The following is a 16,123-nucleotide window of genomic DNA, read 5'->3' on the forward strand; positions in this document are numbered from 1 at the left end:
GCTTACTTCAACGTCGTTACATAAGTCACGAATTTAATCGCGTTGTCGACGAAGGACGAGGTGACGGCCATCACCTTGTTGCCGGCTTGGTTCCAACGCAGCGTATCCGATACATATTGCGCGTCCACCGTAATCTGCTTCGTCTCGCCGGAAACCGCATCGGCGACATAGATGCCTTGCGTGCCGCCGTCGCTGTTCATGACCGTATACGCCAGGCGCGTACCGTCCGGCGACCAGCTCGTTCCGAAGATCTGGTTTCCTTTGGCGATCGACTTCTTCGTCTTAAGCGCGGTGTCCGTCAGGACCAATTCCATCTTAAGCGGATCCTCGTCCTTGTTCACCTTCTTGACGACTGCGAACTGTTTGCCGTCCGGCGACGGTATGAACCACACGACATCGGTAGCCAGCACCTTCTTTTCTTTGGCGGTGGCCTGCGTATCGTAGGCGTACAAGGTGTAATTCGGGCCGATATAATAAATCGTCGAACCGATCTGCTTCGTATTGATCGTCGCCGGATGGCCAGCTTCGACGATGATCTCGGTCGCGCCGGTCAGATCGGATCTGGCGATGTCTCCGCTCTCCGTCGTGAACAGTAAACGTTCATTGTCTACCCACTCCGCATCCACCAGGCCGAGCGGCAGCGTACCAGTCTGTACGACCTCGCGAGTGGACAGGTCCATAATGAATCCCGATACCGTCCCGTTATCGTCCTGCTTGAAGAACAGATGCTTCTTATCCGGCGACACGATGGCCGCGTACTGATCGAGATCGGCCTGCTTCAGCAGTTCATCGGCGCCTGTCGTCACATTGCGGATGTACAAATTGTTCGGGTAACGCGTAGTCCCCTCGAAGGTGAGCTGATTCGCCTGATCATTGGGCTTCGTAATGACGAGCAGCTCGTCGCTGATCCAATCCATCCCCCTCACGCCATCGAGCTTATCGATTTTGCCAACGTCGATGCCGGCTTCGGCTTTGGCCGGCTCGCTGCTGACGACGGTAATCGTCTTGTCCGGCTTCGTGATAACCTCCCGGTCTTCATTGGCTTTGCTTGCGCTGCACCCTGTGATCGCTATTATACAAGCCAGGCCGGCTGCCGCTGCTGCTGTGCGAAATGGCTTCGGTTTCGAAGATGTATTCATGTTGCTGCCTCCTCGTCAAAGTTCATAGCTTTATCCTACAGGTGCATTATGTCGCCTTCGTCTCGGACTTGTTTCCGCGTTGTAAACGTTTCGGCGCTTCTGGAGCAAGCGGCAGCGTAACGGTGAATTCGGACCCCGCGCCGATCGCCGACTTCACCGCAATCTTCCCTTGCTGCAGTTCCGCCAGCTGCTTCACCAGCGACAAGCCAAGCCCCGTTCCGCCCGTCGATCGGGCGCGGTCCTTGCTCACCGTGTAGAAGGGCTGGAACAACTTGTCCATCGCTTCTTCCGGGATCCCGATTCCGGTGTCACGGACACTGATGACCGCATAACCGCCTTCCGCTGTGCTGCTGACGACAATTTCACCGCCTTGCACGTTATATTTGATCGCGTTATCCAGCAAGTTGAGAAAAAGATGAACGAGGCTCTCCCGATCCGCCATCACCGTGACCTCGGCTAACTTCGTCGTTAGCGACAGCTCGAACTTCGTGGCCTTGCCGCTCATTCGGGAGCAGCATTCGGCGAGCAGCGACGCCAGCTCCACGGGCTCGGCGTTCTGGTTGAATTCGTACTGCTCGAGCGCCGACAGCCGCAGCACCTTCTCGACCATTTCGAGCAGCCGGTCGGCCTCCCGACGCATATTGCACCGCGCTTCCTCCAACAATTCAGGATCGTCACGATACATATCAAGCAAATCCGTATAGGCGATAATCGAGGTGAGCGGCGTCTTGAATTCATGGCTGATGCTGCCGATGAATTGTTTCTGGCGGTCCATGCTCTGTTTGATCGCAAGGCTCATGTACGTGATCCCCTCGCTCAGATCGCCCAGCTCATCGCTGCGCTTCACCGGGGGCTCGACGATGTATTCGCCCGAGCGAATTTGCTCCGTCGCCTGCTGCAGCTTCCGAATGGCGTGAACGACGCGCTGTACGTAAATCAGACCGAGCAGGAAGCTCGCAGCCAACGCTATCAGTCCGATCGTGCGGATGCTCAACGCGATGGTGTGATAGAACTGTTGATCGCCGGCAAGCGAATATTCGAATTGTACGACGCCGACTTGCCCGATCGTCCAGACGAGCGGCGACATATAGATTAACTGCGAGTCCGCCTCCTGATACACCGTCTTGCCCTGATTGGCGATCGCCAGCGTATCGGCCACATTCCCGGTCCGGGACAAAGGCTGCGAGTTGCCGACCTCGATACCGTCCGCATTGTAGATCACGACATGCGTGCCGCTGAGCAGATTGCTCACGTCCGCCGCCAGCTGGGGACCGCTCCGTCTTAGAAAAGTTTGCGCATCGACCTGCGGATCCCCCAGATACGTCTGCGAGATGCGCAAATTCGCGAGCTCGCTGCGCTGCTTCAGGATCGACTCGACTCGCTGCCGCTGATTCCGCTCGATATCCCGCAGCACCAGCGTGCTCAGCACGGCGATCGTCAGGACGAGCAGCGCGGCCAAGGCGGCCAGAAACCGCCATCGCAAGCTGATGTAAGGCCGCCGCCGTTTCCTGGCCTTGGCCGCGCCTGACACCGCCTTCTGGCCACTCATGACGGCAGTTCCCGCAGCGATTTGTAACCGACGCCATAGACCGTCTGCAGCAGCTGCTGATACGGCTCGCCGAGTTTCTTGCGCAGGCGCTGCATATGAATGTCGACCGTGCGCGTCCCGCCGGCATAATCGAGACTCCACACGAGATCAAGCAGTTCATCCCGCGTATAGACCCGCTCCGGATGTGTAAGCAGCAACGCCAGCAGATCGAATTCCTTCGGCGTCAAGTCCAGCTGTTTCCCCTCGATCTCTACCGTCCGGTTCGGTATATGAAGCGTCAAGCCGCCAACCTGGACGCTTTGCTTCTCATCCTCCGCCTTGTTCTCGAGCCGTCGAAGGAGCGCCTTCGCCCGCGCCACTAACTCACGCAGATCGAACGGCTTCGTCATATAATCATCGGCCCCAAGCTCAAGGCCGAGCACTTTATCGACAATATCGTTCTTCACCGTAAGCAGAATAATGCCCAGCCCGCTGCGGTTCTCTAGCTTCCGGCACACATCGTAGCCGCTCAGCTTCGGCATCATGACATCGAGAATCATAACGTGCGGCTCGAACGTTGCGGCTTTCGCGAGCGCTTCTTCGCCGTCATGGGCAAGCTCCACCGTATAACCCTCACGCCGAAAAGCGTATGCGATCGCGCCCGCAATGCTTTGCTCGTCATCGACGACCAATATTCGTTTACCCATATCCACCCATCTCCTCTATCGTGAAGATAGTTTACCCTTATTTCGCCAACATCTCTACTTTGTTTCCAACTTGTAACATACGATCATTGCTTACGATTCAAGACGTTCAACTATCGATGGGCATATCACTCTTTTCAAATGTTCAGAATATTGTGTATAATATAACTATAGTGTAAGCGCTTGCAATAAAGAAGGACGCTTATCCTAAAGGAGGAATGTGCGATGTTATTCTTCGAATCCGAGTACCGCCGCCAAGCGATGGCTATTCTGAAGCGGGACCGCTCCCTTGCATCCCAGGAACTGAGCGAGGACCTCAAACGAAGCAAACAAACGTTATTCAGCTTACGCCAGCGAATAAGCACCATCTCCGCGCCGTTCTTCGGCCCTACGAACCGCCCCTCTCCATAATATAAAGGCGAATCATACAAATACCGCCCGCGGAAGCCCAGAGGCTTTCGCGAGCGGTATTTTTTGCTTGTTTACAGTTCATCGAAGACGAAATCCAAATGATCGGCTTTGCGCAGGTTGCACTCCGCGCACGCGCAGACGCAGTTGTCCGGCGTGGAGAGGCCGCCCTTCGACTTGGGCATCACATGGTCGATCGTATCTCCGAACCGGCCGCAATATTTGCACACATAGTTATCCCGCTGAAGAATGAGCAATCGGAAATCCGTCTTCGAATACAGCTTGTGGATGAGCGACGGATGGATAATGCCTGCCGCTCCCTCCGCTACCATCCGGACCGCCATCTCCGTCGGAATCTCCGTCGACCAGCGTTTGCCCGTCTCGCGGCGGCCCCGCAGGCGGATGAGCCCCGTCCCCCGGTCGTCGAGAATGGACGGGTCATACGTGAAGCGGCCTTTGATCGGCACAATCCGCTTGTAAGGCGGACGTACGGGCGGCGCTGCCTCCGTCTCCACAACGGCTGCATTCGCCCGCCGTTTGCGCCTGCGGCGGCGCTTGCGCTTGCGCGGCGATGTATCGCCATCTGCATCCGCGGCTTCCTTCTGCTCTTCCGATGGAGAGAGGCTGCCGATCCCTGCCGCGGCGCCGTGGACCAGGGTGAGCTCAGACTCGCCCGGTTTGGCGGCAGCCGGCTTCCAGTCGAAACCTGCCTGCTGCTCTCCTTCGGGCATCAGGCTGCTGGTAAGCACCTGCTTCGCCTTCGATTTGCGCCTCCGCCTTCTGCGTTTGCGTTTTTTCGCCGGGGCGTCTACCGTAAGATCGGTAACGTCATCAGCCTCTTCGTAAGACGCATCGGCTATGTCTGCGTGATCGGTCTGTTCCTCCACCTTAGCATCCGTACTCTTGGCCGCTATGATCGCTTCCGCAGCCGAATCCGTATCAGCCGGTTGTTCCGATAATTGAATTACTTTCCGTCTGCGGCGGCGCTTGCGCTTCCTTTTCTTCTTCGCTGGTTCTGCGCTCTCCGGTACGAGCAGCGCCGATCCCTCGGCCGTTTCTTCGACCGTCGAATCTTCGGGCTGGTCATGTCCTTGACCGGTATCAACCGGTGCAGCAATAACGGCGTTTCCATTCATCGGGCGCAGAGCCTCAACATCCTTGGTCTCCGGCAACCTATCTTCAGCACCCGCGGTCTCCGCCGGATCGTCCGCCCGTCCGCGCCTGCGCAGGCAAGAACGGCACGTCCCCCGCCTTCCGCTGCGCCCGGAACGCTTCGTAAAGGAGGTTAACGGCTTTTCCTGGCCGCATACTCCGCATTGTTTCACATCCATGATTCGTAGTCGCTCCGATCTATTCGCACCGCTTGCCTCCCGCTTCATTATGAAGTTTGCCGCCTATAGCGGGACAAGCGCTCGATCTATTAAGTAGCCCAGCCATGCAGCTTGCGGAATTGGTCCGGCGTCATGTTCTCCGTCTTGCCGAACGCCGCGATGAAATGGCTCGGGTCCCGGTAACCGCATGCGAGCGCGATATCCTTGACCGATCTCCGCTCACCCCGGCTCATCAGTTCCTTGGCCTTGCGGATGCGCAGCCGGATCAGATAAGCATATGCCGTAATGCCGAAGGCTTGGCGGAAGAGGGCATTCAAGTACCGCGGACTGATCTCCAACTGCTGCGCCATATCCGTCAGCCCGATCTCCGGATCGCCGTAATGGACGTCCAGCCATTGCAGCAGCGGGTCGAGCTTCTCCAGATGGTGGAACAACGACGAGCGGCTCCCGGTCTGGCCGTATTTCTTCAGTACGGTTATGAAATGATACAATTGGCTCGACGCATTCAGACCGGTACGGTCCTCATCGTGCTCCGCCTGCTCCACCATCGCCAGGAGCTGCTCCGTCACCGGCGCATCCTCGTTCCAATGGAACCATTCCGTATGGCGAATATCGAGTGCAGCGAGAATCGCGTCGGCCAGCGAGCCGCCAAAGGTCAGATAGAGCGTCTTCCACACCTTGCCTTTGGGCGCATACGCGTGCGGTACGCCAGGGAACAGCAGCGCCCCGTTGCCTGCAGGAAGCGAGAACTTGCGACCGCTCAGCTCGAACTCGCCTTCGCCTTCGAGCGTCTGCAACCAGTGAAAGACCGGGTAGCCGGTACGTCTGACCATCGGCTCCTGCTCGGGATTAAAGCCGATGCTCTCCACATATAACGGCAGATCCCTATCGCTCAGCGCGAACAGGAACCGCCTCGTTTGACCTTCAACCACAAACTCTGTTCGACGGACAATCTGTTCCATATTTTCATACCCTGCTTGTTCATATATTATATTTCTCTAGCTTGAATGATAGCATAAAATGAAACCATAATCCTAGCCATGCATGCAGGAAAGTGCTTACCTGTAAGCGCATGCATGATAATGAAGGAGCGAATGAGTTGGATACAACGAAACTGTCCAAAATGTTATATGGCGGCGACTACAACCCCGAACAGTGGGATGAGAGCGTATGGCCGGAAGATATGCGCATGATCCGCCTGTCCGGCATGGATATCGCCACCGTGAACGTATTCTCATGGGCGATGCTGCAGCCCGACGAGGTTACTTATAACTTCGAGACGCTCGACAAAATTATGGATATGCTGCATCAGAACGGAATTTTCGCCTGTCTGGCGACGGCTACAGGGGCTCATCCGGCTTGGATGGCGCGCAAATATCCGGAGATTCTGCGCGTCGATTTCGACGGACGCAAACGTAAATTCGGCGGCCGCCACAACTCCTGTCCGAGCAGCGAAGTCTATCGCAAATACTCGGTACAGCTTGCCGACAAGATCGCCGAGCGCTATAAGGATCACCCGGCGCTGCTGCTCTGGCACGTCTCCAACGAATACGGCGGCGAGTGCTATTGCGACAACTGCGCGGCAGCCTTCCGCGTTTGGCTCCGCCAAAAGTACGGCACGCTGGACAAGCTGAACGAGCAGTGGAACACCCGCTTCTGGGGTCATACATTCTATGATTGGGAAGAGATTGTGCCTCCGAACATCCTGAGCGAGGCATGGCATGGCGACAGAACGAACTTCCAAGGCATCTCGCTCGACTATGCCCGCTTCAACTCCGACGGCCTGCTCGACTGCTACAAGCTCGAGTACGACGCACTGAAGAAGCATACGCCGGACGTTCCGGTCACGACGAACCTGATGGGCACCTACAAGCCTCTCGATTATTTCAAATGGGCCAAGCATATGGACATCATCTCGTGGGACAACTACCCGTCCGCCGATACGCCGTTCAGCTTTACGGCGATGACGCACGATCTGATGCGCGGCCTGAAGGACGGCGCGCCGTTCCTGCTTATGGAGCAGACGCCGAGCCAGCAGAACTGGCAAGCGTATAACACGCTGAAGCGCCCGGGCGTCATGCGCCTGTGGAGCTACCAAGCCGTTGCGCACGGCGCGGACAGCATCATGTTCTTCCAGCTGCGCCGCTCGATCGGCGCTTGCGAGAAGTACCATGGCGCCCTCATTGAGCATGTCGGCCACGAGCATACGCGCGTCTTCCGCGAGTGCGCCGAGCTCGGCAGCGAGCTGAGCAAGCTCGGGGACAAGATCCTTGGCGCGCGCGCCAAGAGCAAAGTCGCGATTATGTACGATTGGGAGAACCGTTGGGCGATCGAATTCTCCAGCGGCCCGACCGTTGCGCTTAAATACGTGGACGAAGTGCACAAGTATTATGATGCGCTGTACCAACTGGGCATCAGCGTGGATATGGTCAGCTTCGAGAGCGATCTCTCCGCTTACGATATCGTTATTGCGCCTGTTATGTACATGGTCAAGCCAGGCGTGGCCGACCGGATCGAAGCGTATACGAAGAACGGCGGCACGTTCATTACCACCTTCTTCAGCGGTATCGTGAACGAGAACGATCTGGTCACGGTCGGCGGATATCCGGGCGAGCTGCGCAAGGTACTCGGCATCTGGGCCGAGGAGATCGACGCGCTCTTCCCTGGCCAGACGAACAAAATCGTCATGAAGGATACGCTGGGCAATCTGCAAGGCGAATACAGCTGCTCGATCCTGTGCGATCTCATTCACAGCGAAGGCGCTGACGTGCTTGCCGTATACGGCGAAGACTTCTACCAAGGGATGCCGGCGCTGACGCGCAATCGTTTCGGACAAGGCGAAGCTTACTACGTGGCCACGAGCCCGGAAGCCAGCTTCCTGCAAGGCTTCCTCGGCGAGCTGTGCGAGGCGCGCGGCATTGCGGCGCTGCCAGGCGTGCAGAGCGGCGTCGAAGTGACCGAGCGCGTCAAGGACGGACGTTCCTACCTGTTCGTCATGAACCACAATGCCGAAGCGGTGAACGTGGATCTGAAGGACGGCGGCGTCGATCTCCTGACCGACCGCAGCGTATCCGGCGTGACCGAGCTTGCCGGACGCGGCGTGATGATCGTCGAGGCGTAGTTTTGCCTTCCCCCATCAAATACACAAAGGTCGTGCAGCCCAATTGGGACGCACGACCTTTTTTCATACCGTAATGATGCAGAGGCTGCTACTTCTTCATCTCGGACTCATGCCAGGAGCTGAGCAGCAGGCTCGACAAATAGTTGACGATCAGGAACAGCCCGATTCCGAGAACGGAAGCCGACAGGCCGGCCGCGAACAGGAACGCCGTCTGCAGCTGCGAGGCCGCAATCGTGATCGCGTAGCCGAGGCCGCCCTTGCCGCCGCCGATTCCGGCGACGTACTCTCCGACGATCGCGCCGACGACGGCGAGCGTACAGGAGATTTTGAGACCGGCGACGATATAAGGCAGCGCAGCCGGTATCCGCAGGCGCCACATCGTCTGCAGCGGACTGGCATTGTACAGCGTGAAGAGATTCAACATATTCGTGTCGGTCGAATGCAGTCCGATCAGCGTATTCGACAGCATCGGGAAGAAGCCGATCAGGAAGGAAATGATTACAATCGCGTTCGTCCCGGCGCCGAACCAGATGACGATAATCGGCGCAATGGCCACGATCGGAATCGTCTGCAGGATGACGGCGTACGGATAGATCGCTTTTTCGATATAACGGTTGCTGGCCAGCAGGATTGCCCCGCCGATCCCGAGCACGATGCTGAGCAGGAAGCCGAGCACCGCCTCCACGATCGTCGTCCATACCGATACCATCAGATTGTTGAAATTCTCGGCGGCAGCGCGAACGATGTCGCTCGGCTTCGGGAAGATATAGGCCGGCGTGCCGAGCAGCTTGACGATCAGCTCCCAGCCCCCGATGAATACGACGAAGGCGATAAGCGGCGGCAGAATTTTTACCCCCCAGCCTTTGAATGCGGAGTTTCTCTGCGCGATTACAGGCTTCCCGCTGTCCGTTGTTGACTTGCTGCTTGCATAGGCATGGCCTGCCGCGGACGGTTGTACGTTGTTCTTCATACGTCTCCCCCTTCTCCAGCCACAATGGGCGGTAAAAATCTTAGTGCTGCATATGCTCCGACACGGTGCGGACCCATTGGCTGAAGGCAGCCGAAGTCCGGAAGCTATCATCTCTCGGGAACGGCTCGTCGACGTTCAGGACGGCCGATACTCTACCCGGCCTTGCCGTCATGGCGACAATTTGGGTGGACAGGTAGACTGCTTCGAAGGTGTTATGCGTGACGAACAGGACGGTCATCGACGGATCCTGCTGCCAGATCTTGAGCAACTCGTCCTGCAGCGACTGGCGCGTAATCTCATCCAACGCTCCGAACGGCTCATCCATCAGCAGCAACTTCGGCCGCGAAGCGAGCGCCCGCGCGATCGACACGCGCATCTTCATCCCGCCGGACAGATGGCGAGGCAGGGATTTCCGGTGATCACTCAATCCTACAAGTGCGAGCACCCGTTCTGCCTCCTGCAGCCGCTCCTGCTTCGGCACGCCTCTTAACTTGAGCGGCAGCATCACATTGTCGATGACGCTGCACCAAGGCAGCAACGTATGATCCTGGAAGACGAAGGCGATATCGCTTTGCTTGCGCGCCTCCTTCGGTGACATGCCCAGAATCTCAATGTCGCCTCGCGTGCGTTCTTCCAGGCCCGCGATCAGCTTGAAGATCGTCGACTTCCCGCAGCCGGAAGGCCCGAGGAAGCAGATGAATTCACCTTCATTAATGGTCATATTGACATCGGACAGCGCGACCGTGCCGTTACCGTAGACCTTATCCAGCTCTTTCATCGCCACGAGCTGGCGTCCTTTGCCCGTTGTCTCACGTTGTGTCTCACTTGCAAACGCATGCTGGCTGCTCATCCATATCTCTCCCTTCGTCGCAAGGCATATCTCAAGCGAGAAGCCTGGCTGCTAACCAGGCCCTCTGCCTCCACTGCTATCTTCATCCCATCCTTAAGGCTTAGGATTGCGGCAAATAGTCGGTCGTGAATACCGTGTTCACGTCGATCTCTTCCTTCAGCAAGCCGATCTCGACCAGCTGCTTCATCAGCGTGCTCCAGCGTTCCTCGGTCATGTAGCCGACGCCGTGCTCAGCCGCGTCATTGCCGAAGACGAAGTCGCGCTGCGTCACTTCGCCGAACTCCAACTCTTCTTTCTTCATGTTCGGGTTCACTTCGAGCAGTTTCGCGTGCACTTCATCTACGTTATCCTTGTAGTAGTTCCACCCTTTAACCGTAGCGGCGACGAAGTCCTTCGCTTCTTGCGGGTGATCCTTCAGGAATTTCTCCGTTGTGTAAATAACGGCTGCATACGGCTTGTATCCCGAATCGGCAACAAGCATCGTCTCGACTTCAACGCCTTGCGCCTCCAGTGCGTATGGCTCGCCGGACACGAAGCTTTGGCTTGCGGACGCCTCTTCTTTAATGAAGTTGGCATGTTGGCCGGTATACGCAAGCTCCTTGGCTTCCGTCAAGTTGTACGTGTGCTTCAGATATTCCCAGTACGCTTGGCCTTGTTGGATGAACACCGAGCGCCCGTTCAGATCCTCGAACGATTTGATCGGCTGGCCTTTGTGGAACATGATCGCCTGCGGGCTGATCTGGAACGTCGTCGCGATCGCTACGAGCGGAATGCCTTCTTGTTTCGCCTGCAAAATTTGGTCCGCGTGCGCGATCCCGAAGTCCGCCTTGCCCGACGCCACCAGCTGGATGGAAGATACGCTCGGACCGCCCGGCTCAATCGTCACGTTCAAGTTCGCGTCCTTGTAGAACCCTTTCATATCTGCCGCATACAAGCCGCCGTGTTCATGCTTGGCGAACCAGTTCAGCACGATTTTCACATCGAGCGGATCTTTCGCTTCTGCGGCAGGCTCTGTCCCGGTATTCGTAGATTCTGTTGTGGACGCCGTGGAAGCTTCCTTCGTATTATTTCCTTCACTGCTGCCATTGCCGTTATTACCATTGCTGCTTCCGCAGCCTGCCAATACCACCAGCATCCCGGCAAGCATCATCAACACCATACTTTTGCTATGGAACCATTTTCCCTTCGACCAACCTTTACCCATTCTTTTCCCCTCCATCAAGCTTACGTATGTGATTTGTTACTCTCACTATAGCGAGCGTCGAATAGTAGCGTCAACTTACCTAACATCAATTTGTGAATGGTTCTAAAAAAGAGAACGTTCTTTGGTTTCGTGCACAGAGGATTCGTGAAATGTGTGAAATTACTTAACAATCGATCCGATTTTGCGGGGAATGTTCAGATCTCGGCACTAGAATCTACTACCATTCACATTCTCAACCTCCATAGATTCCAACTCGGCCGATCGTCTGCCGCAGTTCTCTACCCAAGCCTGACAGTGACCCGCCCTATTGGCACAATGGCGCGTTCATTAACGCCGCAGAGCACTCGGCACCCGGCAGCCTCGTCACGCCACCATTCCCATCGTTCCCCTCCGCATAAAAAAGACAGCTGCCCAGTCGGCAGCCGTCCTCCCTTCACGCTATGCGATTCTCTCATGCTTGTCGTACACGTCGAGCGCCGCTTGCACGCCTGCGCCGGCGGGCAGCTTAAGTCCATGGCGCAACAGCACCGCCTCCAACGCGCCGAGCAGGTGCAGCACATTCTTGCGGTTACAGCTGTAGCCCATGGTGCCAATCCGCCATATTTTCCCCTTCAGCGGGCCAAAAGAGCTCGCGATCTCGATGCTGAATCGCTCGAGAAGCATCGCGCGAACGGATTCGCCGTCGATGCCGTCCGGAATCTCGATACACGTGACGACCGGCAGCTTGCAGGCCGGATTGCCGTAGAGCGGCAGCTCCATCGCCTGAAGGCCGGCGACCAGCGCCTCCTCATGCAGCAGATGGCGGGCGAATCGCGCCTCCAGCCCTTCGGCGAGCAGAATGCGCAGCCCTTCGTGGAGGCCGTAGAGCATCGACGTCATCTCGGTATGATGGTTCAGCCTCGCCGGGCTCCAGTAATCCTGCAGCTGGCTGAGATCTAAGTAATTGCTCTGGATGCGGAAGCCTTCGACCTTCTCCTGCTGTCCGGACCGCAAGCCGCGCTCCACCCGCTTGCGGGACAGAATCTTGCGTTCGGCTCGTTCGTTATAGGAGATCGGCGCCATGCCAGACGGCACCGAGATGCATTTCTGCGTGCCGCCGATGACCGCATCGATGAACCAGGCATCCGTCTCTACCGGCACGCCGCCGATCGTAGCGACTGCGTCCACCGCGAACAACACATCAGCTTCCCGACAGGCGCGTCCGATATCAGCTAGCGGCTGCACGCGGCCAGTCGACGTCTCTCCGTGGACCATGGCAACCAGATGCGGCTTCACTTTGTGCATCTCGTCTATGACCGTCTGCGGGTCGAACACCTCGCCCCACGTCGTCTCGATGATCGACACTTCAGCTCCGCAGCGCTCCGCGATCTCGACGAGCAGATGGCCGAACCGTCCGTAGATCGGGACGAGCACACGATCCCCCGGTTCGATCAGCGCAGTCAGCACCGCTTCGATACCCGAACGCGAAGTGCCGTCTACCGGATAGGCCCATTGATTGCTCGTCTGGAACAGTTGGCGCAGCATCGCCATCGTATTGTTCATTAAATTCGTGAATTCCGGATCGAACTGGCCGAGAATCGGATAGGACATCGCCCGCAGCACCCGCGGATCGACCTCGACCGGACCCGGTGTCATAATCGTGCGCAAGGACGGCGATAATTCCGGGAATACGTTCATGGTGTTTGCTCCTTATCAACTTAATGTGCGCGGCGCCTAATACGCGAGCGCATACAGCATATCCGTCAGCAGCATGACGCCGTCGCTCAATTGCTCTGGCGTAGAGTATTCGTCCGGCGAGTGGCTGATTCCCCCTCGGCTCGGGATAAAAATCATCGCCGTCTTCGCGACGCCTGTCAGCAGCTGGGCGTCATGCCCCGCTCCGCTGACCATCCGCCTTGCGCTTACGCCTTGCTCTTGGCAGATACGCTCCAGCATGCCGGTGAGCTCAGGCGACATCGGGGCCGGCTCGGTCAACAGCCAGTTGACCGCCTGGAAAACAAGTTCCCGGCGCTCCGCGATAGCGGCCAGCTCCTGCAGAATCCGCTCGCTAACCTGCGTGAGCGCTACTCCGTCATCGAGCCGGATGTCGAGCGTGAAGCTCACGCGGCCGGCGATAACGTTCGGCGTATTCGGCTCGCACGTGATCTTGCCTACCGTCGCCACGAGCGGATCGCCATATTGAACCGCCAGCCGCTCGATCGCTACGACCATCTCCGCCGCCCCGGCAAGCGCATCGCGGCGAAGTCCCATCGGCGTCGTCCCCGTATGATTGCTCTCGCCCTCGAGCGTCACGATATACCGCTTCTGCCCGACGATCGTATCGACGATCCCGATGCGAAGCTGCTGGCGCTCCAGCACGATGCCTTGTTCGATATGCAATTCGACGAACGCTTCAATATCTTGCCGCACGGGGTCTGGCTGCGCTGGGTCGCCGAATCCAGCCGCCTCCATCGCTTCGCGCAAGCTAATGCCGCTTGCGTCCGCAATGGCATCCGCTTGATCCCAGCTATGGCTTCCGACGAGATGTCCGGATCCCCAGTACGTAAGCGGAAACCGGCTGCCTTCCTCCTCGCAAAAGGAGATGACCTCCAGCGTCCTCTTCGGCGGTCCATAGGCCTCGAGCAAATATTCGATGGCCGCAATGCCCGCGGCGACGCCATACGCCCCGTCATACCGACCGCCATTGACGACGGTATCGATATGGGACCCCGTCACGATCGCCCCGGATCCCGAATCCGTTCCGGCCAGACGGCCAATTAAGTTGCCCGCCCGGTCGAAACGCGCTTCAAGCCCTGCCTTGCGCATCCGCTCCGCCAAAAAACGCTGCGCGTCCACCCATGGCTTCGTATAGAGAAGACGGGTAACGCCGCCGCTCTCTTCGGCTCCGAATACCGCCAGCTCATCCAGCAGCTGAAGCGTCGACTGAGCGGCCATATCCCGATGCTCCGACAGCTTCATAGGCCTCCCCCTCCCATACTTTCACTCGATTCCAGACTTGCTCCTCTACCTGCCCATCTCCACAACGCGGCGGTCAAGCATCAACAGCCGCACCAGCTGGCCTCACCATCACGCCGGACCCGGATTGAATCAAGCCGGCTTCCCTGCTATAGACCAGCTGCCCACGCACAAGCGTCGCCTCGACGCGACATGGGATTTCCCAGCCGATGTAAGGGCTGTGTTTGTGGCGCTGCAGCAGATCTTCCTCCCGCAGCGTATAGGACGCATTCGGATCGATAATGGCCAGATCCGCATCGAAGCCGACGGCGATCTCGCCTTTGCGCGGATAGATCGATAAGCGTTTGGCCGGGCCGGAGGACAGTACCTCCGCCATCCGGGTGAGCGGGATCCCCCGTTTAAGCGCTTCGCCCACCATAAGTTCCAGACTGCTCTGCGCGCCTGCGATCCCGCCCCATGCTTGCGAGAACGTCCGGCCGCCAGCCATATCCTTCAGTTCGAACGGACTCGGCGAATGATCGGAAGCGACGACGTCGATCCTTCCTTCGGCCAGATGCGCCCACAGCCGTTCCACTTGATCGGAGCCGCGCAGCGGAGGCGCGCATTTCGCCACAGGTCCGAGGCGCACCATGTCTTCATCGGTCAGGAGCAAATAATGCGGACACGTCTCCACCGTCACCGGGGTCCCCCGCCGCTTCGCTTCCTCGATCAATTCCACGCCGTCGGCGCTGCTGATATGGACAAAGTGCAGCTTGCATCCCGTCTCTTCCGCCATCGCGATCGCCTTCGCCACCGCTTCGAGCTCGGCTTCGACCGGACGCGCCTGAATGAACGCCCAAGCGTCGGCCCTTCCTTCGGCCGCCGCCTCGTCATGCAGTCTCGAAGTCATTTCATCGCTCTCCGCATGCAGCGCGACAAAGCTGTCCAGGGAAGCGATGACCTTCATTCCTTCGAATAAGGTCGCATCGTCCACCTCGCGGAAACGCCCTTCGCCTTCGCCTCCCGGATTCGACATGAACGCCTTAAAGCCAATGACGCCGTCTTCATGCAGCTCTGCCAAATGATCGAGATTGCCCGGCACAAGCCCGCCCCAGATCGTGTAGTCGACCGCCGAGCTTCCGTCCGCAAGGGCAAGCTTCAGCTTCATCGCATCGCGCGTCACCGTTGGGGGATTGCCGTTCAGCGGCATATCCGCATAAGCGGTAATGCCGCCGGCGGCAAGCGCCGCCGAGCCGGTCGCAAAACCTTCCCAATGGCCGAAGTTCGGCTCATTTAGATGAACATGCATGTCGATCATCCCCGGCAATACCAGCTGACCAGCCGCATCCAGCACGTGATTCGCAAGTTCTAGCGGAAGCGTCTCGGCGAGCGCGGCAATCCGGCCGGCCCGAATGCCGATATCCAGCTTGCGCACCTCCGCAGCCGTCACAACTTCTCCGCCGCGAATGATCCAATCGTAACGCTCAACCTCTGCCATGACGAACTCCCCCTTTAGCTGCCTCGGTACGTGCTATAGCCGCCGGGAGCAACCAAGAGCGGCACATGATAATGCGCATTCGGATCCGCTACCCGGAACCGGACCGGCACTTGATCGAGGAACGATTCTCCAAGCGCAGTAACGCCCCGGTCCGCAAAATACTCGCCAGCCGCGAATACCAGTTCATAAACGCCCGGTACCAGCTCCTCGCCTTGCAGCAGAGGACCATCTGCTCTTCCGTCATCGTTCGTGCGAATCTCCTTGATCAGGACGGTTCCACCCGTTCCCCCATCTGCCTGTGGCACCTGCCACAGCTCGATCCGGAAACCGACGGCCGGACCGCCGGCGGCCATATCCAGCACATGCGTCGTTAATCTGCCGCTCATGAATCGCTCTCCTCCCCCATGCTACGGACGAAGGCGGGATACCCCGCCCT

General features: G+C 58.1%; 14 protein-coding genes. 2 read left to right on the top strand and 12 right to left on the bottom strand.

Features of this window, described 5'->3' with window-relative positions; all coding sequences use genetic code 11:
• Positions 1–2 precede the first annotated feature (2 nt).
• Genes FHS18_RS02430 through FHS18_RS02440 form a run of 3 tightly spaced genes read right to left on the bottom strand, consistent with a single transcriptional unit; the run spans position 3 to position 3,374 of the window.
• On the bottom strand, positions 3–1,139 hold the full coding sequence (locus FHS18_RS02430) for a TolB family protein (RefSeq protein ID WP_183596535.1): 1,137 nt from the start codon (positions 1,137–1,139) through the stop codon (positions 3–5).
• A gap of 46 nt (positions 1,140–1,185) precedes the next feature.
• Positions 1,186–2,688 carry a sensor histidine kinase gene (locus FHS18_RS02435; RefSeq protein WP_183596537.1) on the bottom strand — a complete coding sequence of 501 codons (1,503 nt, stop codon included), beginning with the start codon at positions 2,686–2,688 and terminating at the stop codon, positions 1,186–1,188.
• A complete protein-coding gene (locus tag FHS18_RS02440; RefSeq protein ID WP_183596539.1) occupies positions 2,685–3,374 on the bottom strand; it encodes a response regulator transcription factor in 690 nt (229 codons plus the stop codon). The genes FHS18_RS02435 and FHS18_RS02440 overlap by 4 nt, the downstream gene beginning before the upstream one ends.
• 222 nt (positions 3,375–3,596) lie before the next feature.
• On the opposite strand from FHS18_RS02440, the gene FHS18_RS02445 reads away from it, so the two are divergent.
• Complete coding sequence (locus tag FHS18_RS02445; RefSeq protein WP_183596542.1) at positions 3,597–3,782, top strand: hypothetical protein; 186 nt, start codon at positions 3,597–3,599, stop codon at positions 3,780–3,782.
• A 71-nt stretch (positions 3,783–3,853) separates the two neighbouring features.
• Here the strand turns inward: FHS18_RS02445 and FHS18_RS34190 are convergent, their stop codons facing one another.
• Together FHS18_RS34190 and FHS18_RS02455 are read right to left on the bottom strand one after the other, a co-directional pair.
• Entirely contained in the window at positions 3,854–5,110 is a 1,257-nt protein-coding gene (locus FHS18_RS34190) for an HNH endonuclease (protein WP_246427404.1), read from the bottom strand.
• Between the two features lie 89 nt (positions 5,111–5,199).
• On the bottom strand, positions 5,200–6,072 hold the full coding sequence (locus FHS18_RS02455; protein ID WP_183596545.1) for an AraC family transcriptional regulator: 873 nt from the start codon (positions 6,070–6,072) through the stop codon (positions 5,200–5,202).
• A 137-nt stretch (positions 6,073–6,209) separates the two neighbouring features.
• On the opposite strand from FHS18_RS02455, the gene FHS18_RS02460 reads away from it, so the two are divergent.
• Complete coding sequence (locus FHS18_RS02460; protein ID WP_183596548.1) at positions 6,210–8,231, top strand: beta-galactosidase; 2,022 nt, start codon at positions 6,210–6,212, stop codon at positions 8,229–8,231.
• A gap of 88 nt (positions 8,232–8,319) precedes the next feature.
• Here the strand turns inward: FHS18_RS02460 and FHS18_RS02465 are convergent, their stop codons facing one another.
• The 7 genes from FHS18_RS02465 to uraH form a co-directional block, all read right to left on the bottom strand.
• Positions 8,320–9,201 (bottom strand): ABC transporter permease, encoded by an 882-nt coding sequence (locus FHS18_RS02465; RefSeq protein ID WP_183596551.1) that lies wholly within the window; start codon positions 9,199–9,201, stop codon positions 8,320–8,322.
• A gap of 40 nt (positions 9,202–9,241) precedes the next feature.
• Entirely contained in the window at positions 9,242–9,979 is a 738-nt protein-coding gene (locus FHS18_RS02470; protein WP_409348528.1) for an ABC transporter ATP-binding protein, read from the bottom strand.
• 172 nt (positions 9,980–10,151) lie between these two features.
• Entirely contained in the window at positions 10,152–11,255 is a 1,104-nt protein-coding gene (locus FHS18_RS02475) for an ABC transporter substrate-binding protein (RefSeq protein ID WP_183596556.1), read from the bottom strand.
• A gap of 438 nt (positions 11,256–11,693) precedes the next feature.
• Positions 11,694–12,932, bottom strand: coding sequence for a pyridoxal-phosphate-dependent aminotransferase family protein (locus FHS18_RS02480; protein WP_183596559.1), 1,239 nt, complete (start codon positions 12,930–12,932; stop codon positions 11,694–11,696).
• Between the two features lie 36 nt (positions 12,933–12,968).
• Complete coding sequence (gene allC, locus FHS18_RS02485) at positions 12,969–14,213, bottom strand: allantoate deiminase (RefSeq protein ID WP_183596561.1); 1,245 nt, start codon at positions 14,211–14,213, stop codon at positions 12,969–12,971.
• Between the two features lie 73 nt (positions 14,214–14,286).
• On the bottom strand, positions 14,287–15,687 hold the full coding sequence (allB, locus tag FHS18_RS02490) for an allantoinase AllB (RefSeq protein ID WP_183596564.1): 1,401 nt from the start codon (positions 15,685–15,687) through the stop codon (positions 14,287–14,289).
• A gap of 14 nt (positions 15,688–15,701) precedes the next feature.
• Complete coding sequence (uraH, locus tag FHS18_RS02495; protein ID WP_183596567.1) at positions 15,702–16,073, bottom strand: hydroxyisourate hydrolase; 372 nt, start codon at positions 16,071–16,073, stop codon at positions 15,702–15,704.
• Positions 16,074–16,123: the final 50 nt, after the last annotated feature.

The organism is Paenibacillus phyllosphaerae (assembly GCF_014192105.1).
In the GTDB taxonomy this organism is placed as follows: Bacteria; Bacillota; Bacilli; order Paenibacillales; family Paenibacillaceae; genus Paenibacillus_Z; species Paenibacillus_Z phyllosphaerae.